The sequence below is a fragment of the Stenotrophomonas sp. genome (assembly GCF_059505245.1).
The window spans coordinates 38411-58653 of the sequence record NZ_JCACKF010000028.1 but is presented as its reverse complement, the minus strand read 5'-3'; the positions used below and the strand labels follow the sequence as shown (position 1 = coordinate 58653).

The 20243-nt window shown below is 68.4% G+C and carries 21 protein-coding genes; 8 read left to right on the top strand and 13 right to left on the bottom strand.

The features are described 5' to 3' along the window. Nucleotides 1-162: 162 nt before the first annotated feature. The 5 genes from AC5JLE_RS11675 to ahpC all read right to left on the bottom strand — a co-directional run bounded on the left by AC5JLE_RS11675 (nucleotide 163) and on the right by ahpC (nucleotide 5126). Complete coding sequence (locus AC5JLE_RS11675) at nucleotides 163-1119, bottom strand: transaldolase (protein ID WP_241884933.1); 957 nt, start codon at nucleotides 1117-1119, stop codon at nucleotides 163-165. Nucleotides 1120-1169: 50 nt separating this feature from the next. Then, entirely contained in the window at nucleotides 1170-1574 is a 405-nt protein-coding gene (rnk, locus tag AC5JLE_RS11670; protein WP_014036052.1) for a nucleoside diphosphate kinase regulator, read from the bottom strand. 123 nt (nucleotides 1575-1697) lie between these two features. Continuing rightward, nucleotides 1698-2660: a LysR substrate-binding domain-containing protein gene (locus tag AC5JLE_RS11665; RefSeq protein WP_014646003.1), complete on the bottom strand. Its 963-nt coding sequence runs from the start codon at nucleotides 2658-2660 to the stop codon at nucleotides 1698-1700. 85 nt (nucleotides 2661-2745) lie between these two features. Continuing rightward, the gene (ahpF, locus tag AC5JLE_RS11660; protein WP_100449363.1) at nucleotides 2746-4338 is read right to left on the bottom strand and encodes an alkyl hydroperoxide reductase subunit F; all 1593 of its coding nucleotides are present in this window, start codon (nucleotides 4336-4338) and stop codon (nucleotides 2746-2748) included. Nucleotides 4339-4562: 224 nt separating this feature from the next. Continuing rightward, entirely contained in the window at nucleotides 4563-5126 is a 564-nt protein-coding gene (gene ahpC, locus AC5JLE_RS11655; RefSeq protein WP_005408159.1) for an alkyl hydroperoxide reductase subunit C, read from the bottom strand. Between the two features lie 280 nt (nucleotides 5127-5406). On the opposite strand from ahpC, the gene prmC reads away from it, so the two are divergent. From prmC to AC5JLE_RS11640, 3 genes are read left to right on the top strand one after another with little or no spacing between them, the layout of a single operon-like run. Further along, complete coding sequence (prmC, locus tag AC5JLE_RS11650; protein WP_275585156.1) at nucleotides 5407-6231, top strand: peptide chain release factor N(5)-glutamine methyltransferase; 825 nt, start codon at nucleotides 5407-5409, stop codon at nucleotides 6229-6231. Nucleotides 6232-6279: 48 nt separating this feature from the next. Further along, complete coding sequence (gene pip, locus AC5JLE_RS11645) at nucleotides 6280-7221, top strand: prolyl aminopeptidase (protein ID WP_010481800.1); 942 nt, start codon at nucleotides 6280-6282, stop codon at nucleotides 7219-7221. A gap of 31 nt (nucleotides 7222-7252) precedes the next feature. After that, nucleotides 7253-7393 (top strand): hypothetical protein, encoded by a 141-nt coding sequence (locus AC5JLE_RS11640; RefSeq protein ID WP_181160701.1) that lies wholly within the window; start codon nucleotides 7253-7255, stop codon nucleotides 7391-7393. Nucleotides 7394-7536: 143 nt separating this feature from the next. Here the strand turns inward: AC5JLE_RS11640 and AC5JLE_RS11635 are convergent, their stop codons facing one another. Beyond that, nucleotides 7537-8421, bottom strand: a complete 885-nt coding sequence (locus AC5JLE_RS11635) for a LysR family transcriptional regulator (protein ID WP_164166873.1) — start codon at nucleotides 8419-8421, stop codon at nucleotides 7537-7539. Between the two features lie 105 nt (nucleotides 8422-8526). Between AC5JLE_RS11635 and AC5JLE_RS11630 the strand changes: the two genes are divergently transcribed. Further along, nucleotides 8527-9945, top strand: coding sequence for an MFS transporter (locus AC5JLE_RS11630; RefSeq protein ID WP_197557669.1), 1419 nt, complete (start codon nucleotides 8527-8529; stop codon nucleotides 9943-9945). A 136-nt stretch (nucleotides 9946-10081) separates the two neighbouring features. Here AC5JLE_RS11630 and AC5JLE_RS11625 read toward each other — a convergent pair whose 3' ends face one another. Genes AC5JLE_RS11625 through AC5JLE_RS11610 form a run of 4 tightly spaced genes read right to left on the bottom strand, consistent with a single transcriptional unit; the run spans nucleotide 10082 to nucleotide 12936 of the window. Beyond that, nucleotides 10082-10879, bottom strand: coding sequence for an N-formylglutamate amidohydrolase (locus AC5JLE_RS11625; protein WP_164109974.1), 798 nt, complete (start codon nucleotides 10877-10879; stop codon nucleotides 10082-10084). Then, on the bottom strand, nucleotides 10872-11426 hold the full coding sequence (locus tag AC5JLE_RS11620; protein ID WP_024957736.1) for an NUDIX hydrolase: 555 nt from the start codon (nucleotides 11424-11426) through the stop codon (nucleotides 10872-10874). The genes AC5JLE_RS11625 and AC5JLE_RS11620 overlap by 8 nt, the downstream gene beginning before the upstream one ends. After that, nucleotides 11423-12358: a 5'-3' exonuclease gene (locus tag AC5JLE_RS11615; protein ID WP_014646011.1), complete on the bottom strand. Its 936-nt coding sequence runs from the start codon at nucleotides 12356-12358 to the stop codon at nucleotides 11423-11425. Before AC5JLE_RS11615 ends, AC5JLE_RS11620 begins: the two co-directional genes overlap by 4 nt. Next, the gene (locus AC5JLE_RS11610) at nucleotides 12355-12936 is read right to left on the bottom strand and encodes a nitroreductase family protein (protein WP_014646012.1); all 582 of its coding nucleotides are present in this window, start codon (nucleotides 12934-12936) and stop codon (nucleotides 12355-12357) included. Before AC5JLE_RS11610 ends, AC5JLE_RS11615 begins: the two co-directional genes overlap by 4 nt. A gap of 331 nt (nucleotides 12937-13267) precedes the next feature. Here AC5JLE_RS11610 and pacR point away from each other — a divergent pair, with 331 nt between their 5' ends. Beyond that, nucleotides 13268-15589 (top strand): PacR family protein, encoded by a 2322-nt coding sequence (gene pacR / locus AC5JLE_RS11605; protein WP_032956973.1) that lies wholly within the window; start codon nucleotides 13268-13270, stop codon nucleotides 15587-15589. Nucleotides 15590-15641: 52 nt separating this feature from the next. Beyond that, a complete protein-coding gene (locus AC5JLE_RS11600) occupies nucleotides 15642-16721 on the top strand; it encodes an NAD(P) transhydrogenase subunit alpha (protein ID WP_262216491.1) in 1080 nt (359 codons plus the stop codon). 120 nt (nucleotides 16722-16841) lie between these two features. On the opposite strand, the gene AC5JLE_RS11595 is transcribed toward AC5JLE_RS11600, so the two are convergent. From AC5JLE_RS11595 to AC5JLE_RS11585, 3 genes are read right to left on the bottom strand one after another with little or no spacing between them, the layout of a single operon-like run. After that, entirely contained in the window at nucleotides 16842-17294 is a 453-nt protein-coding gene (locus AC5JLE_RS11595) for a DUF3106 domain-containing protein (RefSeq protein ID WP_053495031.1), read from the bottom strand. Between the two features lie 3 nt (nucleotides 17295-17297). Beyond that, nucleotides 17298-17627 carry a DUF3379 domain-containing protein gene (locus tag AC5JLE_RS11590; RefSeq protein ID WP_164109965.1) on the bottom strand — a complete coding sequence of 110 codons (330 nt, stop codon included), beginning with the start codon at nucleotides 17625-17627 and terminating at the stop codon, nucleotides 17298-17300. Next, on the bottom strand, nucleotides 17624-18208 hold the full coding sequence (locus AC5JLE_RS11585) for an RNA polymerase sigma factor (RefSeq protein ID WP_080052964.1): 585 nt from the start codon (nucleotides 18206-18208) through the stop codon (nucleotides 17624-17626). Before AC5JLE_RS11585 ends, AC5JLE_RS11590 begins: the two co-directional genes overlap by 4 nt. A 98-nt stretch (nucleotides 18209-18306) precedes the next feature. Here AC5JLE_RS11585 and AC5JLE_RS11580 point away from each other — a divergent pair, with 98 nt between their 5' ends. Together AC5JLE_RS11580 and AC5JLE_RS11575 are read left to right on the top strand one after the other, a co-directional pair. Continuing rightward, the gene (locus AC5JLE_RS11580; protein ID WP_262216490.1) at nucleotides 18307-18627 is read left to right on the top strand and encodes an NAD(P) transhydrogenase subunit alpha part 2; all 321 of its coding nucleotides are present in this window, start codon (nucleotides 18307-18309) and stop codon (nucleotides 18625-18627) included. Then, a complete protein-coding gene (locus AC5JLE_RS11575; RefSeq protein WP_032956961.1) occupies nucleotides 18624-20084 on the top strand; it encodes an NAD(P)(+) transhydrogenase (Re/Si-specific) subunit beta in 1461 nt (486 codons plus the stop codon). Before AC5JLE_RS11580 ends, AC5JLE_RS11575 begins: the two co-directional genes overlap by 4 nt. Nucleotides 20085-20243 lie beyond the last annotated feature (159 nt).

The window sequence follows — 20243 nt, the reverse complement described above, 5'->3', positions numbered from 1 at the left end:
GGGTTCGCGGGAGTGTTGTCCGCCGCATGGATGCGGCGGCCAAGCCTCCAGGGATGGATTCACGGCGTCTCCCGCGAACCCAACCCGCCCGACCCAGCGCGGCTTTTTGCTCTTTGCGACCAACCGACCTGCCACGAGGGGCTCAGCCGTTGGCCGGAATCCTCACAGTGCCGCGCGGATCCGCTCGCGCAGTGCTTCCAGATCCTTGGCAAACGCATCGATACCGGTCGCCAGCTTCTCGGTGGCCATCGGATCGGCCGCCAGGTCTGCTGCGAACGTCGCCGCGTCGATCGGGGTCACCGCCGCGCCATCGGCGGCGCCGGCCACCAGCTTGCGCGGCAGTGCGCCGTGGTCGGCGTCCAGCTTCTCCAGCAGGTCCGGCGAAATCGTCAGGCGGTCGCAGCCGGCCAGCGCTTCGATCTGTGCGGTCGAACGGAACGAGGCGCCCATCACCACCGTCTTCGAACCGCGGCGCTTGAATTCGGCATAGACGCCGCGCACGAACTTCACGCCCGGGTCTTCGTCGATGCTGGCCGGGGCCTGGCCGTTGGCCACGTACCAGTCCAGGATGCGGCCGACGAACGGGGAGATCAGGAACGCGCCGGCCTCGCTGCAGGCCAGCGCCTGGGTCGGGTTGAAGATCAGGGTCAGGTTGCAGTCGATGCCTTCGGCCTGCAGGATGCGCGCGGCTTCCACGCCTTCCCAGGTCGCGGCGATCTTGATCAGGATCTTCTCGCGCGGCACGCCGGCATCGGCGTACATCTGGATGAACTGGCGGGCCTTGGCCACGGTGGCAGCGGTGTCGTGGGCCAAGTCGGCGTCCACTTCGGTGGACACGCGGCCCGGCACCAGCGTGCTCAGCAGCGCGCCGACGCCGATGGTCAGGCGGTCGGCCACGGCGTGCACCACGGCTTCGCGGTCGCCGGCCTGCTGGCGGCCCCAGGCCAGTTCGCGTTCGATCAGTTCGGCGTAGACCGGCAGGTCCAGCGCCTTCTTCACCAGGGTCGGGTTGGTGGTGCAGTCCACCGGCTGCAGGCGCTTGATCGCCTCGTAGTCACCGGTATCGGCAACGACCACGGACAGTTCGCGCAGCTGGGACAGTTTGGACGGGGTACTCATTACGGCTCCTGGTGCAAGGGGATCGAATCGCGCGCGGTGCGCAGCGGTAATCAGGGGCGGTCGTTGTGGACCGCGGTCACGCGCAGGCGCAGCTTGCGGCCGCCGGGCGCGTTCCAGTCGATGCTCTGGCCGATGGCCAGGCCGAGCAGGGCACTGCCGACCGGGGCCAGCACGGAAACCTTGCCTTCGTCGACGTTGGCTTCGCGGGGGAAGACCAGGGTCAGGACGTGCTTTTCGCCCGACACTTCATCTTCGCACTCCACGCGCGAATGCATCATGACGATGCCTTCGGGAATCTGGTCCGGTGCCAGCACGGTGGCCCGGTTGAGTTCTTCAGCAAGCGCGAGCGCGGCAGGCGTCTGGCTCAGCGCAGGGGATTCGAGCATGGCGTCCAGGCGGTCCATGTCGAAGGTAGAAACGGTGATCGACGGCGGCAGGCCGCTGGCGGTGTTCATGGTGAAGCTCCTTGGTTGAAAGCCATGCAAAAGGCGGCACCTGCTGGCGCCGCCTGTCTGTATTGTGGGGACAAATGCGGCCGGAATCGACTCCTGCCGATTCCGGGCCGGTGCTGCGGGGGCTCAGCCGTTCAGCGCGGGGCCGGGCAGGGCCGGTGCATCGCTGCCGGCATCGAGCGCCTCCAGCGTGAACAGTGCCTGCGGCAGGCGCTTGAACTGGTCGGCCAGCTCCATCAGGAAGTCGTTCATGGCCGAGCTGCGGCGCCAGATCATGGCGATGCGGCGGCTGGGACGGCCTTCGCCGGTGAAATCGAGCAGGCGGATGTTGTTCGAGCGCGGCACCGGCGGCTGCACCGACAGGCTCGGCAGCAGGGTGATGCCGACGTCGGCGGCGACCATCTGCCGCAGGGTTTCCAGGCTGGTGGCGCGGAATTCGGACTTCTCGTTGGCGCCGAACAGGCGGCAGACTTCCAGCGCCTGGTCGCGCAGGCAATGCCCGTCTTCCAGCAGCAGCAGCTTCTGCGTGGCCAGCTCCTGCACGTCCAGGTGTTCGCGGCGGGCCAGCGGGTGGCGCCCGGACACGGCCAGCAGGAACGGTTCCTCGAACAGGAATTCGGCATGCAGCTGGTCGTCGATCACCGGCAGGGCCAGCAGTGCGGCGTCGAGCTTGCCTTCGCGCAGGCGGTCCAGCAGCACGTCGCTCTTTTCCTCGACCAGCAGCAGTTCCAGCTCCGGGAAGCGCTCGCGGATGCGCGGGATCACATGCGGCAGCAGGTACGGGCCGAGGGTCGGGAAGATGCCCAGGCGCACCGTGCCGGCTTCCGGATCGCGGCTGCGTCGCGCCGCCTCCTTCAGCTGTTCCACTTCGGACACGATCACCCGCGCCCGTGCCGCCGCTTCCTGGCCGGCCGGGGTCAGCATCACCTTGCGCGGTGCGCGTTCCACCAGCGGCAGGCCCAGCTCTTCTTCCAGCTTGCGGATCTGCGTCGACAGCGTGGGCTGGCTGACGAAGCAGGAGGCGGCAGCCCGGCCGAAATGCTTGTGGTCGGCCAGGGCTACCAGGTACTTCAGATCACGTAGGTTCATCCTTACACCCCAGGGGTAACGGACCGGCTGACGGCGTGGTTACCCGACAGGCAGACAATGTTCCCGGTGATCTGGGAACGGTGGATCAGGCTGCTTCAGCAACGGCACCGCTGCTGTTGCTCACCGACGAGCGGATCAGGTGGTCGAACGCACTCAGTGCGGCGGTCGAGCCGGCGCCCATGGCGATGATGATCTGCTTGTAGGGCACCGTCGTGCAATCGCCAGCGGCGAACACGCCCGGCAGGTTGGTCTGGCCGCGGTCGTCGATGAGGATCTCGCCGCGCGGCGACAGCGCCACCACATCCTTCAGCCACTCGGTGTTGGGCAGCAGGCCGATCTGCACGAAGATGCCTTCCAGCTCGACGCGGTGGGCATCGCCGCCGACGCGGTCCTTGTAGACCAGGCCGGTGACGCGGCTGCCGTCGCCCAGCACTTCGGTGGTCTGCGCGCTGGTCAGCACGGTCACGTTGCCCAGTGTGCGCAGCTTCTTCTGCAGCACTTCATCGGCGCGCAGGCTGGAATCGAACTCCAGCAGGGTTACATGCGACACGATGCCGGCCAGGTCGATGGCTGCTTCCACGCCGGAGTTGCCGCCGCCGATCACCGCCACGCGCTTGCCCTTGAACAGCGGGCCATCGCAGTGCGGGCAGTACGCCACGCCCTTGTTGCGGTACTGGTCTTCGCCCGGCACGTTCATCTGCCGCCAGCGCGCGCCGGTGGACAGGATCACCGAACGCGACTTCAGTACCGCGCCGTTTTCCAGCTGCACCTGCACCAGGCCGTCCTCGCCGGCCGGCACCAGCGCACTGGCGCGCTGCAGGTTCATGATGTCCACCTCGTACTCGCGCACGTGCTGCTCCAGCGCCGTGGCCAGCTTGGGGCCCTCGGTCTCCTTCACCGAAATGAAGTTCTCGATCGCCATGGTGTCCAGCACCTGGCCACCGAAACGCTCGGCGGCGATGCCGGTACGGATGCCCTTGCGTGCGGCGTAGATCGCCGCTGCAGCGCCGGCCGGGCCACCGCCCACCACCAGAACGTCGAAGGCGTCCTTGGCGGCGATCTTCTCGGCATCGCGCTTGCCGGCGTTGGTGTCCAGCTTGGCCACGATCTGCTCGAGGGTCATGCGGCCCTGGTCGAAGATTTCACCGTTGAGGTACACGGTCGGCACCGACATGATCTCGCGCTTCTCGACTTCGTCCTGGAACAGGGCGCCATCGATGGCCACGTGCTGGATGCGCGGGTTGAGCACCGCGGCCAGGTTCAGCGCCTGCACCACGTCCGGGCAGTTCTGGCAGGACAGCGAGAAGTAGGTTTCGAACCGGTAGTCGCCTTCCAGGTTCTGCACCTGCTCGATCAGCTCGGCGGTGGCCTTGGACGGGTGCCCGCCGACCTGCAGCAGCGCCAGCACCAGCGAGGTGAACTCGTGGCCCATCGGCAGGCCGGCGAAGGTCAGGTGGATGTCCTGGCCCGGGGTGCCCAGGTCGAAGGACGGCACGCGGCCCTGCCCATCGCGCAGCACCTGCAGCGAGATCTTGTCCGACAGGCTGTCCAGGGTCTGCAGCAGTTCCAGCATTTCCTGCGACTTGGCGCCGTCGTCGGCGTGCGCGGTGATCTGGATCGGGCGGGTCACGCGCTCCAGATAGGTCTTCAGCTGCGACTGCAGGTTGGCGTCCAACATCGGTCTTCTCCTGGCTTCAGGCAAACAGAGGGCGTGGCACCGCTGTACAAGGTAGCGGACCAGCTGGGGGTAGGGGTGAACCCAAGACAGCGACCGTGGAAGGGGCTGGCTGGCCAAGGCGGGCGAGCGTTGGCTGTCTTGGGTTCACCCCCACGCCGGCGGGGGGACCGGCACGGGGATGAAGGGCGCGCCGCGGCGTGGGGCCACGGCAGGCCGGTACTGCCTTAGATCTTGCCGACCAGGTCCAGCGACGGGGTCAGGGTCTTCTCGCCTTCCTTCCACTTGGCCGGGCAGACCTGGTTCGGGTTGGCGGCGGTGAACTGGGCAGCCTTCAGCTTGCGCAGGGTCTCGGACACGTCACGGGCGATCTCGTTGGAGTGGATCTCCAGGGTCTTGATCACGCCTTCCGGATTGATGATGAAGGTGCCGCGCAGGGCCAGGCCTTCTTCCGGAATGTGCACGCCGAAAGCGTTGGTCAGCTGGTGGGTCGGGTCGCCGACCAGCGGGAACTGGGCCTTGCCGACGGCCGGCGAGGTCTCGTGCCACACCTTGTGCGAGAAGTGGGTATCGGTGGTGACGATGTAGACCTCGGCGCCGGCCTTCTTGAACTCGGCGTAGTGGTCAGCTGCGTCCTCGATCTCGGTCGGGCAGTTGAAGGTGAAGGCGGCCGGCATGAAGATCAGGACGGACCACTGGCCCTTCAGGCTGGCGTCGGAAACCTTGATGAACTCGCCGTTGTGGTAAGCGTTGGCTTCGAACGGCTGGATCTGGGTGTTGATGAGGGACATCATTTTTCCTCTTGGTGAAGGGGAGTGGGTGAATCGACAGGAGCTAGGTTACCCATTCGCTGGCGATAAGAACAATGCATTGATTGCATCTATTTGATAGATGGAGTCTATCAAAATGCACTGAGCAGGCACTGAACCCGGCCGCTTTCATCCTGCAACTGACTGTGTGACAAGGAAAATCTCGCCGGACCGCTGCCTGGGGCCGATAGCCCCTCCTTATCCCGTCCGGCGGAACCTGAACGGATTCCGATTTTGTAGAGCCGAGCCCACCCTGCGCCAGATCGTGGCCGAGGCCAGTGTCCGCCTCGGCAGCGTCGAAGCCCGCCATGAGGCGGAGCTGCTGCTGCTGCATGTGCTGGAACGCCCACGCAGTTGGCTGTTCGCGCATGCCACCGATCCGCTGGCCGCCGCCGACCAGGCCGCCTTCGAAACGCTGTTGGCCCGCCGCGTGGCCGGCGAGCCGGTCGCCTACCTGACCGGCCGCCGCGGATTCTGGACGCTGGATCTTGAGGTCGATCCGGCCACGCTGATCCCGCGCCCGGAGACCGAACTGCTGGTCGAGCTGGCGCTGGAACGCCTGCCGCAGGACCGTGCGCTGCGGCTGGCTGACCTGGGCACCGGCAGCGGCGCGATCGCCTTGGCGCTGGCCAGCGAGCGGCCACAGGCACAGGTGCTGGCCACCGATGCCAGCCCGGGTGCGCTGGCCGTGGCCGCGCGCAATGCTGCGCGCCATGAACTGCGCAACGTCCGCTTCGCCGAGGGCGGGCACGATTGGTACGCGCCGTTGCAGGGCATGCGCTTCGACCTGATTGCGAGCAATCCGCCGTACATCGCCAGCGACGACCCGCACCTGCGACAGGGGGACTTGCGCTTCGAACCGGCCTCCGCGCTGGCGTCCGGTGTGGACGGCCTGGATGACATCCGCCGCATCATCGACGGCGGCCAGGCGCATCTGCTGCCCGGTGGCTGGTTGCTGATCGAGCACGGATGGGACCAGGGCGCGGCGATCCGCGCGCTGTTCGACGCCGCCGGTTTTGCCGAGGTGCAGACCGTGCAGGACCTGGAGCAGCGCGACCGGATCACCCTGGGCCGGCGACCGGCCTAGAATGGGGGTTCTCCTGCCCCGGCAGGGCATCACCCTGGAGCTGCAAGCATGCGTACGCTGTACCCCGCCATCACCCCCTACGACGTCGGCACCCTGAAGGTCGACGACCGCCACACGCTGTATTTCGAACAGTGCGGCAACCCGGACGGCAAGCCGGTGGTGATGCTGCACGGTGGCCCGGGCGGTGGTTGCAGCGACAAGATGCGCCAGTTCCATGACCCGTCCAAGTACCGCATCATCCTGTTCGACCAGCGTGGTGCGGGTCGATCCACCCCGCACGCGGACCTGGTGGACAACACCACCTGGGACCTGGTCGCCGATATCGAGAAGCTGCGCGAGCACCTGAAGGTCGATCGCTGGCAGGTGTTCGGTGGCAGCTGGGGCTCGACCCTGGCCCTGGCCTATGCCGAGACCCATCCGCAGCGCGTGACCGAACTGGTCCTGCGCGGCATCTTCATGCTGCGCCGCTGGGAGCTGGAATGGTTCTACCAGGAAGGCGCCAACCGCCTGTTCCCGGATGCGTGGGAGCATTACCTGAAGCCGATCCCGTCGGTGGAGCGTCATGACCTGATCTCGGCCTTCCACCGCCGCCTGACCAGTGACGACGAAACCACCCGCCTGGAAGCCGCCAAGGCCTGGGCGGTGTGGGAAGGCGCGACCAGTTTCCTGCACGTCGATGATGACTTCATCAACAGCCACGAAGACCCGCACTTCGCCCTGGCCTTCGCCCGCATCGAGAACCACTACTTCGTCAACGGTGGCTTCTTCGAGGTGGAAGACCAGCTGCTGCGCGACGCGCACCGCATCGCCGACATCCCGGGCGTGATCGTGCACGGCCGCTACGACGTGGTCTGCCCGCTGGCCAACGCCTGGGACCTGACCAAGGTGTGGCCGAAGGCGAAGCTGGAAATCACCCCGGCCTCGGGCCATTCGGCGTTCGAGGCCGAGAACGTGGACGCGCTGGTGCGCGCCACCGATGGCTTCGCCTGATCGGTAGTGCCGGCCGCTGGCCGGCAATGCCTTGCCGGGTCGTTTCGCCGCCGCCCGATGTGGCTCGCCGGCCAGCGGCCGGCACTATCGGATAGCCAAGGCCTCGGGCCATTCGGCGTTCGAGGCCGAGAACGTGGACGCGCTGGTGCGCGCCACCGATGGCTTCGCCTGATCGGTAGTGCCGGCCGCTGGCCGGCAACGCCTTGCCGGGTCGTTTCGCCGCCGGCCGATGTGGCTCGCCGGCCAGCGGCCGGCGCTACCGGATACCCAAGGGTTCTGACCCCGCCGAAACCTTCATCCACGCATGGCGTGGATTTACCAATCCCCGGCCAGCAACGCGTCGGCCAGCACCTGCAGCTTCGGCGAGTGCTGGCGCGACGGTGGGTAGATCAGCGACAGCGCGCGGCTGCGGCCCTCGAACGGCTGCAGCACGCGTTGCAGGCGGCCGTCAGCGAGCGCGTCGGCCACGGCGAAATCCATCACCTGCACGATGCCGATACCGGCGATGGCCGCTTCCACCAGCGGATCGCCGCTGTCGAACACCATCCGCGTCGGTGGCGTGAACTCGCGCAGTTGGCCCTCCTGCAGGAACTGCCAGTCCACCAGCCGGCCACTGCGCAGGTTGCGCACCGCCAGGCACGCGTGGTCCCGCAGCGCGGCCACATCGTCCGGTGCGCCACAGCGGGCCAGATACGCGGGGCTGGCCACCGTCACCCAGCGCAGCGGACGCAGCGGGCGCGCGACGATGCGCTGGTCGGCGATGACGCCGGTGCGCAGGGCCGCATCGAAACCTTCCTCGACCAGATCGACCAGACGGTCACTGAGCACGGCCTCCACCTGCAGCTGCGGGTGCTGTTGCAGCAACGGCGCCAGCAGCGGTACCAGCACCTTGCGCCCGAACATCGAGGGCGCGCTGATCTTCAGGGTGCCCGCGGGCGTGCAGGGACGGTCGGCCAACTGGCGTTCGGCATCCTCCAGGCCACACAGCAGCGGTGCCACCTGATCGACGAACTGGCGGCCATCCGGGGTCAGCGCCACGTTGCGGGTGTTCCGCTGCAGCAGCTTCACCCCCAGCGTGGCCTCCAGCCGGCCGATCGCGCGCGACAGGCCGGACTGGCTCAGGCCCAGCTGCCCGGCGGCGACGGTGAAACTGCGGGCTTCGGCCACCTGCACCAGCATGCGCACTGCATTGAGGTCCATCGAGGTTCCATTCATGATGAAAATCATGACAGATATGGCTGGCAGGGGGTTTATTGATTCGGTTGCATCAATGAGACTGCGCTCCCCCACCGCACCAGACCGCCGATGCCTCCCCTCAAGTACCCGCGTTGGGCGCTGACCCTGCTGGCCACTGCCCAGCTGATCATCGCCCTGGATGCCACCATCATCTTCGTCGCCCTGCACGACATGGGCCGCGCGCTGCAGATCAACGCGCAGCAGCTGCAGTGGGTGGTCAGTGCCTACACCGTGGCGTTCGGTGGCAGCCTGCTGCTGGGTGGTCGCGCCGCCGACCTGATCGGCCGCCGCCGCTTCTACCGGCTGGGCATGCTGCTGTTCGCGCTGGCGTCGCTGTTCGGCGCGCTGGCGCCGAATGCCACCCTGTTGATCATCGCGCGCGCGGCGCAGGGCATCGGTGCCGCGTTGCTGTTCCCGGCCACGCTGGCGCTGATCAACACGTTGTATGCGGAAGGCCCGGTGCGCAACCGCGCACTGGCGATCTGGAGCATGGCCAGTGCGGTCGGCCTGGCGCTGGGCACGCTGCTCGGTGGCGTGCTGACCCAGGCGTTCGGCTGGCCGGCGGTGCTGGCGGTGATCGTTCCGCTGGCCACCGCCTGTGCAGTCGCGGCCGGCGCGTGGTTGCCGGCCGATGGCCCGCGTGTGCAGGGCCGTTCCTTCGATCTTGCCGGTTGCCTCACCGTCACCGCCGGCGGCAGCCTGCTGGTCACCACCCTGGTGCAAGGGCCGGAGTGGGGCTGGACGGCCCGCGCCACGCTCATCTGCCTGCTGCTTTCAGCCCTACTGTTGACGGTGTTCGTACAGATCGAAAAGCGCAGCCGTGACCCGCTGATGCAGTTTGCGCTGCTGCGCCTGCCCGGCCTTCGCGCGGCACTCGGCCTGACCTTCGCCTTCATGAGCAGCTATGGCGTGCAGTACTACTTCCTGGCGCTCTACTTCCAGGATGGTTACGGCTGGAGCCCGCTGCAGGCCGGCATGGCCTTCCTGCTGCCGACCGTGGTGTGCACCTTCGGCATCCGCATTGCCGAACGCATGCTGCGGCGCCGTTCGCCACGGCAGGTGCTGGCCTGGGGCTTCGCGGCCGGTGCCATCGGCATCACTGCGGTGGCGCTGGCGATGCCGCATGGCGCCAGCTACTGGCCGCTGCTGCCGGGCGTCGTGGTGCTCAGCGTGGGCCAGGGCATGAGCTGGACGGCGATGTGGATCGTGGCCGGGCAGGGCGTGCCGGGGCCGCAGCAGGGTGTGGCGTCCGGCATGGCCGCCACCGCACAGCAGATCGGCGGCGCGTTGGGACTGGCGGTACTGGTGATGGTGGCCAACGCCGCACGTGGCACGCAGGAGGCAACCAGTCCTGATGCGCTGCAGGGCATGGTCAATGCGCAGTACGGCGCCGCGCTGTTCGCCGCGCTCGGCGTGGTGATCGCGCTGGGCCTGCGCCCGGCGCCGGTCGAATCGGCTGCTGCCGTCTGCCCGGTCAACGAGGCTTGATTGAAGGCGCTGCCGTGGGTGGATGTGCCACGCCTGCGGTGGTGCCGGCCGCTGGCCGGCAACCTCGGGGTGGTTGGATCATTGAGGTTGCCGGCCAGCGGCCGGCACTACCGATACGGGATGGAACCACGCGCGTTCAACCCAGCGCCAGCAGCTCCGGTTGCAGCGCGCTGAAGATCCGCGCCAGCCGCTCCGCCCACGCCTGCTGCCCGGCGGCATCGGCGATCAGGTCCTGGCGGATCTCCAGTTCCACGTGCACCAGGCCGCGCCCTTCGCCGTGCACCGGTACCGCGTAGTCGCTGGTGCTGCTGACCGAATACGGTTCGTTGTCACCCACCACCAGGTCGCCTTCATCGCGCAGTGCCTGCAGCAGTGCATGCGCAAAGCGCGTGTCCTGGTGGTACAGCACGCCGGCGTGCCACGGCCGCTGCGTGCCGTTCATCACTGGCGTGAAGCTGTGCATCATCACCAGCAGGGTGGGGCGGCCGGCATCGCGGCGTGCATCCAGCTCTGCGTCGATGCGCGCATGGTAGGGCGCGTGGATCGCATCGATGCGCTGCTGCCGCTGTGCAGCCGACAGCCCGGCATTGCCCGGGACCACGGTGTGGTCGCTCACTTCCGGAATCAGCGTCGGCGAGGCCAGTGGGCGGTTGCAGTCGATCAGCAGCCGCGAATAGGTCTGTTCGATCGCCCAGGCATCCAATCGATCTGCCAGCGCGCGGGTGGTGCCGGCAATGCCGATGTCCCAGCCGATATGGCGATCCAGCTCGGCCTGGGCCAGGCCGAGCCCGGTCAGCGCGCGTGGCACCTGCTGGCCGGCGTGATCGGCCAGCAGCAGGTACGGCGAGGCGCCCTGCGGCCGGTGGAGGGTATAGATCGCCGGGTCGTCGGCGCCCAGCAGCGCCGGCAGTACGTGCAGATCGGCGTCAGCCACGCGGGCGCCCGTCCAGGTGGTGCTCGATCATCCACAGGCCCGCCCACAGCTTGGCATCCAGCTCATAGCCTTCGCCCATCTTCTGCACCAGCCAGGCCGCCGCCTGCGCGCGCGGAATCTCGTGCACGGTGATGTCTTCGCTGTCATCGCCGCCACCTTCGCCGATCCGGCGCAGGCCGGTGGCGCGTACGAAGGCGATCTTCTCGCTGCTGGCGCCGGAGGACGTCGGGCCGATCATCAGCACTTCGGCGTGATCGGCGGTCCAGCCGGTTTCTTCTTCCAGCTCGCGCACGGCCGAGACTTCGATCGATTCGCCGGCGTGGATGTCGCCGACCAGGCCGGCCGGCATCTCGATGGTGGGGGCCTGCAGCGGCACGCGGAACTGTTCGACGAACAGCACCTTGTCCTCCGGGGTCACCGCGATGATGATCGCGGCCAGGCCACCGGCATGGGTACGTTCGCTGTATTCCCAGGTGCCGCGTACCAGCATGCGCTGGTACTTGCCTTCATAGACGACACGCGGGGCTTCGGTGTTGCGCTGGCTCATGCGGGCTCGCTGTGGGTGGGAAGAATATCGGGTACGCCGGCGGCATCGAACAGCCGGCGGCGGGTCATCGGGCCGAAGCGCAGGGTCTGGCACAGGCCGCCGAGCAGCTCGGGGTCGGCGGTCTGGCGCAGCAGGCCGGGTTGGCTGCCTTCCAGCGGCGCGTCCAGCGCGATGGTGGTCAGCTGGCGCCAGAGCAGGGCGTGCTCGCGCTGCTCGCGCAGGCGCACCGCCATCTGGGCGGCACCGCGCAGGCGCAGGAACGGCACTTCGTCCAGGCGTTCGTACAGCGCATCCAAGCTGCCGAAATGGGCCAGCAGCACGGCGGCGGACTTGCTGCCGACCCCACTGACACCGGGAATGTTGTCCACCGCATCGCCGCACAGCGCCAGGTAATCGGCAATCTGGTGCGCGTGCACGCCGTGCCGTGCCTTCACGCCGGCCACGTCCCAGCGCTGGTTGCGGGCGTAGTCCCACTGTTCGTCGTGGTCGAGCAGCAGCTGCGACAGGTCCTTGTCGGCGGAGATGATCACCCCGCGATGGCTGCCGCGGTGCACGTGCAGTGCGCTGCCGATCAGGTCGTCGGCTTCGTAGTCGTGGTGGGCGAGGACGGCAAGGCCCAACGCCGCGCACAGCGCCTTGCAGTGCACGAACTGGCGCTTGAGCGCTTCCGGTGCCGGATCACGGTTGGCCTTGTAGGCCGGATACAGGCGGTGGCGGAAGCCGCTGTCGAGCGCTTCGTCGAAGGCAATGGCGATGTGCCGCGGGCGCTCGCGCTCCAGCAGGTCCAGCAGGAAGCGGGCGAAGCCGTGCACAGCATTGGTCGGCCAGCCCTGCGCGTCCTGGAACTGGTCCGGCAGCGAGTGCCAGGCGCGGAACACGTAGATGCTGGCATCGACCAGGTACAGCGACGGCGGCGGTGCCGGCAGGGTCATGCCGGCGGCGTCCAGTCCTGCAGCAGGGTCGCTGGGTCGGGGCGCTCGCGCTCGGGCACGTCGGCCTTGGCGGTGCCGATGTGGATGAAGCCGGCGATGCGTTCACCCTCGACCAGGCCCAGGTGGGCCTGCACGACCGGATCGAAGGCCATCCAGGCCGTCAGCCACTGTGCGCCGAAGCCAAGCGCCTGCGCGGCCTGCAGCAGGGCGAAGCAGACGCAGCCGGCGGTCATCAGCTGTTCCTGTTCCGGCACCTTCGGGTCCGGGCGCGGGCTGGCGACCACCACGATCACCAGCGGGGCGTGGCTGAAACGCTGGCGGTCCTTCTCGAACACGGCCTCGCCGGCATGCGGGTCGCGCTGGCGGCTGCGCTTGGCCAGGAAGTCGCCCAGAGTGTGACGTGCATCGCCGGCGATCTTCAGGAAGCGGAACGGGACGCGCTTGCCGTGGTCGGGCACGCGCACGGCCGACGCCAGCATCCGCTGCAGGGTGGCCGGGTCCGGGCCGGGCTCGCCCAGTTGCCGCGAAGGCACTGAGCGGCGGGCATCCAGGGCGAGCAGGGCAGCGGGGTCGGGCATGGAGTCTGAACCGGTCATCACGGGTGTTTGATTATAGTCGGGGTGGTCAATGACGCCGTCTGTGTCGCGTCCGGCCCCTGAATACCAAACTGTGATGAACATCATGCCACTGGCGGGAAACGGACAGCCGCTTCCCCTCGCCTCGTGGGCCTTGCACGGCTTACGATACCCCTCTTGCCGGGCCGCCGGTCATGAGGTTTGAAGTGAGGACTGTTTCACTGTCCGTGACGGGCTGGCCGGCCTACCATCGACGTTCCGGTACATGGGGTGTGCCGGTCGTCGCGATGTCCATGCTGTCTGTCGTACCAGAGAAGGTGGGGAGCCTTCCCGAATGATGAGCGTGCCCACACCGATGGGATCGCCGGGCCGTGACCCGGCCCAGCTCCAGCTTGCCCGGGACATGGTCCTGCCCGCGCTGTGCCAGGCCTTCGGGGCCGCGCTGGCGCGTTTCGACGATGCCCTGTTCGACCGCGCCGGCAATGCCGGCTCGTCGCAGTTGCTGTTCCTGGACGCGATGCGCGAACTGCGCCGCCGCCGTGAGGAGATCGCTGCCGCCTTCGCCGGCCACCTGCAGCAGGCGTGGGCCGCATTGGCGGCCGGTGAGCCGCTGTCGGCCGAGGCGACCCTGTCGGGGCCGGCCGAGGATGGCCTGAGCCTGCTGGCCGAACACGTACTGGAATCGCGGTTGGCGGTGCGCAATTTCGCCACTGTATTGCTGCGTGACTTCAAGCCGGTGCTGGCGCGGCTGGACCGCCGCCTGGGCCGGTTGATCGGCGGCGTGGAACTGGACGCCGACCACAATCCCATCAGCCCCGAACATCTGGGCGTGGCCATCCACGAGGCCTTTGCCGGCTGCGAACTGGCCCCGGAAGTGCATCTGGTGCTGATCAAGCTGTGCGAGCGCGACCTGCGTGCACCGGTCGGCCGCATCTACGAGAAGCTGGACGAGCAGCTGGCCGCAGCCGGCGTGATGTCGCAGATGGGGGCTCCGCAGCGCCCACAACCGCCGGCACCGGATCCGCGCATGACCGGGATGCTGGATGACCTGGTCGAGCATCGCCACGGCGCGGGCGTCGATCCGGGGTTCAGCGATGACGAGCAGGCCGCACCGGCCTGGGCGCAGCGCTTTGCCGCCCGCTGGTCCGAGCGCCGCGGGCATATGCAGCAGCACCTGGGCGGCGATGACGGCGCCGCCGGCGAGGCCTACGCCGGCCAGCAAGGCATGCTGCTGGAAGCGTTGCACGAACTGCTGCAGCAGACCCGCCATGTGCGTGAGGACGCCACGTCTGCGGCACAGGTGGCGGTCGGCCAGCAGCGCCCGCTCAGCCAGCGCGAAATGATGTCGGTGCTGTCGCTGCTGCAGGCCACGCCGAGCGCAACCCTGCGCGCGGCCATCGGCGAGGACGGCGAATCGCTGGCGCAGCGGCTGAAGAGCGAAGTGCTGTCCAGCGCCACCCAGCTCGGCGTCGATCCGGGCCAGACCCGGCTGGACCCGCAGGATGAAGATGCCATCGACCTGGTCGGCATGCTGTTCGACGTGATGCTGGACGAGCGTGAACTGGAAGGCCGCTCGCGCGAACTGATCGGCCGCCTGGTCGTGCCTTTCGTCAAGGTCGCCATGCTCGACCGCCGCATGTTCGTGCAGAAGACCCATCCGGCGCGCAAGCTGCTCAATTCGCTGGCCGAAGCCTGCGAGGGCAACACCGGCGAAAGCCAGGCCGAGCGCATGCTGATGGCCAAGGTCGAGGAGATCATCGAGCGCCTGGTGGCCGAGTTCAACGAGAACCTGGCGATCTTCCTGACCCTGGAAGAAGAATTCCGCGAGTTCCTGGTGCAGCATCGCCGCCGCGTGGAAATCGCCGAGCGTCGTGCCGCGGAGACGCAGCGTGGGCAGGAAAAGCTGGAGATGGCCCGCAGCCGGGCCAGTGCGGAACTGGATCGTCGCATCGGTGATGCCACCCTTCCGCCGGCCATTGCCGAGTTCCTGCGCCAGCCCTGGCAGCACCACCTGACCCTGGCGCTGCTGCGCGAGGGCGAAGAAGGCGCGTCGGTGGCCGAGGCACTGAGCCTCGGCGACGGCCTGCTGGAGGAAGTGGCCGAGGCGCGCCGGCAGATTGTCGGCAAGCCATGGCTGCAGGCCTGGCAGCCGGTGCTGGCCAAGGTGTTTGCCAGCGTCGGTGTGCACGGCGATGCGGCTACCGGTGCGATCGACGCCCTGCACGACACGTTGCAGGGCATCGCCGAGTCGCGGCCGGAACTGCAGCGCGCGCTGCCCGAGCTGCCGCAGGTCGCGCTGCCGGCACCGCCGGTGGCCGAATCGCCAGCGGTGGAACTCAGCGGGCAGATCGATGCCGACGATTTCGACAACGCCGATGCCGACCGCTTCCGACGCATGGAAATCGGCAACTGGTTGGACTTCGTCGACAAGGACGGCAAGGTCCAGGCGGGCAAGCTGTCCTGGGTCAGCCCGATTTCCTCGCGCCTGCTGTTCGTCAACCGTCGCGGCGTGCGCTTCTGCGTGGCCTCGCCAGAAGAGCTGGCGGTGATGGTGCGGCTCGGCCGCCTGCGTGCCCACGTTGACGATGGCGCCTTCGACAGCGCCATGCAGGGCGTGATCGACCGCCTTGACCCGGGCAGCACCACCCTGCACTGAGTGCTGGCTGCCTGCTAGGATCGGGAAAACTCACCGATCAGCGGGGACCTGCATGGCCGTGGCGTTGCTGGGGATCAAGGAGACCGCGCCGGGTGAACGGCGCGTGGCGTTGACACCGGAAACCGCGCGCAAGCTCGGTGCCCTCGGCATTACGGTCTGGTACGAGGCCGGCGCCGGGCTGGCCGCCGGCTTCACCGATGCCGCCTATGACGACGCCGGCGCACGTGTCTTCGACGCGGGCCGCTGGGCCGAGATCGATATCCTGCTGTGCGTGCAGGCGCCTCCTGCGACGGTGCTGGAGCAGCTCAGGCCCGGTGCCAGCGTGGTTGGCCTGCTGGCACCGGCCAACGATCCGGCGCTGGCCGCGCTGGCGGCCGATGATCGCCTGCAGCTGTTCCCGCTGCAGCAGCTGCCGCGCACCACCCGCGCGCAGGCGATGGATGTACTCAGTTCGCAGGCCGGCATGGCCGGCTACAAGGCCGCGCTGATTGCCGCCGAACGCGCGCCGCGCTTCTTCCCGATGCTGACCACCGCCGCTGGCACCGTGCGGCCGGCCAAGGTGCTGGTGATCGGTGCCGGCGTGGCGGGCCTGCAGGCCATCGCCACCGCGCGGCGCCTCGGTGCACAGGTGGAAGGTTTCGATGTGCGCCCGGAAACCCGCGAGCAGATCCAGTCACTGGGTGCGCGCTTCCTCGATCTTGGCGTGAGCGCGGCCGGTGAAGGCGGCTACGCGCGTGCGTTGACCGACGAGGAGCGCGCCGAGCAGCAGCGTCGGCTGGCCGACCACCTGCGCAGCGTGGACGTGGTGATCTGCACGGCTGCGGTACCCGGTCGGCCGGCGCCGACCATCGTGACCGCCGCGATGGTGGAGGGCATGGCCACCGGCAGCGTCATTGTCGATCTGGCGGCCGAGAGCGGCGGCAACTGTGCACTGACCCAGCCGGGGCACTGCATCGAACACCAGGGCGTGACCATCGATGGTCCGCTGGGCCTGGCCAGTCGCGGCGCGACCCAGGCCAGTGAGATGTATGCGCGCAACCTGCTCAACTTCGTTGCGCTGTTCGTGCGCGAGGGGCGGCTCGGTTTCGACTGGGACGACGAGCTGCTGGCAAAGACGCGCTGGCAGGCATGAATGACGCGGGGTCAGATCCCTTTGCCTCTGGCAAAGGGATCTGACCCCGATCTCCCGCAATCTGCCAGGGGTCGGATCCCTTTGCGTCAGCAAAGGGCTCTGACCCCGTTCCCCGGGGCCTTACCGCGGCTTCGCCGGCGGCGGGTTGTCGCGCACCCAGTCCCGGCGCTGCTCCGGCGTCATCTGCGACCAGCGCTCGCGCAGCGCGTCGCGCTGTGCCGGCGGCATGTTGCGCATCTGCCCGAACAGGGCGCGTGCCTGTTCACGCTGTTCCGGGCTCATGTGCTCGAAGCGGCGCAGGCCGCGGCGGGCCTTGTCGCGCTCCTCCGGGCTCATCGATTGCCAGCGCTGGCCGTGCGAGAGCATGCGCTGGCGCTGGCCGGCATCAGCGCTGTTCCAACGGTCGCGCAGCGGCGCCAGCAGGGACTCTCGCTGGGATTCGCTCAATTGCTCCCACGCAGGCAATGGCGCGACCGGTGCGGCAGGGGCGGGCGTGGCGTTCTGCGCCAGCACCGGAACGGCCGGCAGCAGCGCCAGGGTCAACAGCAGTGGCAGGGCAAGCAGTCGGGACATGATTTACTCCATCGCCAGGTCGGTATCGCCCAGCCACAGGTACAGATCGGGATTTTCGTCGTAGAGCGCGCCGTTGTCTTCCACTGACGCAAGCACGGGGTCCGGCGGCGGACCCGCAAGCGTGCCATGGCCGGTGAACTGCAGGCCGATGCCCAGTGCAACCACCAGTGAGCAGGCGCTGGCCAGCCACCAGCGCCTGCGCCCGCGATGGGTGGTGGCCGTGGCGCCGTGGCGAGCTTGGCGCAGCCGGGCCAGCGTTGCCGGCGACAGCGCCTGCAGCGACTGCGCGTGCAGGCGGCGCAGGGTGTCATCGGAAGGCAGGGAGCGGTTCACGGGTGGGTCTCCAGGTAGTCCTGCAGCGCCTGCCGGGCGCGTGCCAGATGGGTTTTTACCGCGCCTTCGCTGCAGCCCATGGCGCGGGCGGTGGTGGCCCCGTCCAGGTCCTGCAGCACGCGCAGGGTGAAGGCCTCGCGCTGGCGGGCGGGCAGGGTGCGCAATGCGTCCACCAGCTGCTGGTACTGCTGGCGCTGCTCATGTGCCTGTGCCGGGTCCGGGCCGGGATCGGCCCAGTCGATCTCGCCGCCTTCCGCGTCCTGGTTGTCGCGCCAGAACGGCAGGCGGAAGCGGCGCCGGCGCTGCAGGTCGATCACCCGGCGGCGCAGGATGCTCCAGAACAGCGGCGCCCATTCGGCGGCCGGCTTGTCGGTGTAATCCAGCATGCGCAGCAGCGCGTCCTGCACCGCATCCATGGCGTCTTCGCGCTGGCGTAGGCCGGCCTCGGCGAAGCGGAACGCACGCGGGCCGACGCTGGCCAGGAATGCCTCCAGCGATGCCGGCAGGGCATCGGTCTCTGCGCTCGGGGGGGCGGGGCTGCTCACCAGCACAGGGTACGGTTCCTCGCTCGGGGTCACCATCGACAACGCGTGAGCGGCGCTCCGGTTGACGCCGGGTGCGCGCCGGGTTCAGCCCATGGTTATGATGGGCCGACGAAGACAGAGCAGGAGCGTTGCCGGTGAGTGACGGGTTCGTAGCGCTGTACATCTTCATGCTGGCAGCCATCGCCGGCCACGTGATCATTTCGCGGGTGCCGGTGATCCTGCATACCCCGCTGATGTCGGGTTCCAACTTCATCCACGGCATCGTGCTGATCGGCGCGATGGTGGTACTGGGGCATGCGCAGACGCCGCTGGAGAAGGCACTGGGCTTCCTGGCCGTGGTGCTCGGTGCCGGCAATGCCGCCGGTGGCTACGTGGTCACCGCGCGCATGCTGGAAATGTTCAAGCCGAGCGCGCCCAAGGGCGGCAAGGACGCACCGAAGGAGCCGCAGGCTTGAACATCAGCACCGTCGAACTGCTCGACTGGCTGGTCAAGGCCAGCTACCTGGTCGCCGCCACGCTGTTCCTGCTCGGCCTGCAGCGCATGGCCTCGCCGCTGACCGCGCGCAGCGGCATCCGCTGGGCCGGGCTGGGCATGCTGCTGGCCACCGCGGCCACCTTCTTCCTGCCCGAACTGCACAACGTGCCGTTGATCCTGGTGGCACTGCTGCTGGGTGCGGGCCTGGCCTGGTGGTCGGCCGGCAAGGTTGCCATCACCGACATGCCGCAGATGGTGGCGCTGTACAACGGCATGGGCGGCGGCTCGGCGGCGGCGATCGGCGCGGTGGAACTGCTGCGCTATGCCTTCCTGGCCCACCGCGATACCAGCCACTGGAGCGCGCAGGCGCTGGCCGACCTGGCCGCGCGCCAGCCGTCCGGCACGATGCTGCTGCTGGCGGTGGTCGGCGCGGCGATCGGCGCGGTGTCGCTGTCCGGCTCGGTGATCGCCTGGGCCAAGCTGGATGGACGCCTGGACAAGCGCGTGACCTGGCCCGGCCAGCAGGTGATGAACCTGCTGGTGGCGCTGGCGGTGGTGGTGCTGGCGATCATCGCGGCCAGTACGCTCAGTGCCTGGGCGATCGTCGCCTTCTTCGTGCTGGCACTGGCGCTGGGCGTGCTGATGACGCTGCCGATCGGCGGTGCCGACATGCCGGTGGTGATCTCGCTGTACAACGCGTTCACCGGCCTGGCAGTGTCGTTCGAAGGTTATGTGCTGGGCAACGAGGCGCTGATCATCGCCGGCATGATGGTCGGCGCGGCCGGCATCCTGCTGACCCGGCTGATGGCCAAGGCGATGAACCGGCCGATCCGCAACGTGCTGTTCTCCAACTTCGGCGGCGGTGCTGGTGGCGAAGCGCAGGCGATCAGCGGCGCGCAGAAGCCGATCGAAGCCCCGGATGTCGCGGCGATGATGGCCTACGCCGAACGCGTGGTGATCGTGCCTGGATACGGCATGGCCGTGGCCCAGGCCCAGCACAAGATCTGGGAACTGGCGCAGCGGCTGGGCCAGCGCGGGGTGAAGGTGAAGTTCGCCATCCACCCGGTCGCCGGGCGCATGCCCGGGCACATGAACGTACTGCTGGCCGAAGCCGGCGTGCCCTACGACCTGATCGCCGACATGGACGACATCAACCCGGAGTTCACCAACACGGACGTGGTGCTGGTGATCGGTGCCAACGACGTGGTCAATCCGGTCGCGCGCACTGATCCGGCCAGCCCGATCTACGGCATGCCGGTGCTGGACGTGGTCAACGCGCGCAACGTGGTGGTGATCAAGCGCGGCAAGGGCACCGGCTTCGCCGGTATCGAGAATGCGCTGTTCTACGCTGACAATACCCGCATGCTCTATGGCGACGGCGCCGAAGCGGCCGCCTCGCTGGTGAGCGAGCTGAAGGCGCTAGACGGCGGGCATTGAAGACCGGGGTCGGATCCCTTTCCGCAGGACAGGGCTCTGACCCCTTTGCCGGCCAGCGGCCGGCACTACCGGATCCGCGCGTGGCGGCTGCATCTGGTAGGCGCGGACCTGGGGCCGCACGCTTTTGCCGGCCAGCGTCCGGCATTAACCCCCATCCGC

Coding starts and splice junctions, on each gene's coding strand:
- pip (WP_010481800.1), top strand. CDS start 6,280: ATGCGTACGCTGTACCCCGCCATCACCCCCTACGACGTCGGCACCCTG.
- AC5JLE_RS11585 (WP_080052964.1), bottom strand. CDS start 18,208: ATGGTGACCCCGAGCGAGGAACCGTACCCTGTGCTGGTGAGCAGCCCC.
- AC5JLE_RS11615 (WP_014646011.1), bottom strand. CDS start 12,358: ATGACCCTGCCGGCACCGCCGCCGTCGCTGTACCTGGTCGATGCCAGC.
- AC5JLE_RS11630 (WP_197557669.1), top strand. CDS start 8,527: ATGCCTCCCCTCAAGTACCCGCGTTGGGCGCTGACCCTGCTGGCCACT.
- AC5JLE_RS11675 (WP_241884933.1), bottom strand. CDS start 1,119: ATGAGTACCCCGTCCAAACTGTCCCAGCTGCGCGAACTGTCCGTGGTC.
- AC5JLE_RS11620 (WP_024957736.1), bottom strand. CDS start 11,426: ATGAGCCAGCGCAACACCGAAGCCCCGCGTGTCGTCTATGAAGGCAAG.
- AC5JLE_RS11665 (WP_014646003.1), bottom strand. CDS start 2,660: ATGAACCTACGTGATCTGAAGTACCTGGTAGCCCTGGCCGACCACAAG.
- AC5JLE_RS11610 (WP_014646012.1), bottom strand. CDS start 12,936: ATGCCCGACCCCGCTGCCCTGCTCGCCCTGGATGCCCGCCGCTCAGTG.
- AC5JLE_RS11595 (WP_053495031.1), bottom strand. CDS start 17,294: ATGTCCCGACTGCTTGCCCTGCCACTGCTGTTGACCCTGGCGCTGCTG.
- ahpC (WP_005408159.1), bottom strand. CDS start 5,126: ATGTCCCTCATCAACACCCAGATCCAGCCGTTCGAAGCCAACGCTTAC.
- rnk (WP_014036052.1), bottom strand. CDS start 1,574: ATGAACACCGCCAGCGGCCTGCCGCCGTCGATCACCGTTTCTACCTTC.
- AC5JLE_RS11600 (WP_262216491.1), top strand. CDS start 15,642: ATGGCCGTGGCGTTGCTGGGGATCAAGGAGACCGCGCCGGGTGAACGG.
- ahpF (WP_100449363.1), bottom strand. CDS start 4,338: ATGTTGGACGCCAACCTGCAGTCGCAGCTGAAGACCTATCTGGAGCGC.
- pacR (WP_032956973.1), top strand. CDS start 13,268: ATGATGAGCGTGCCCACACCGATGGGATCGCCGGGCCGTGACCCGGCC.
- AC5JLE_RS11635 (WP_164166873.1), bottom strand. CDS start 8,421: ATGGACCTCAATGCAGTGCGCATGCTGGTGCAGGTGGCCGAAGCCCGC.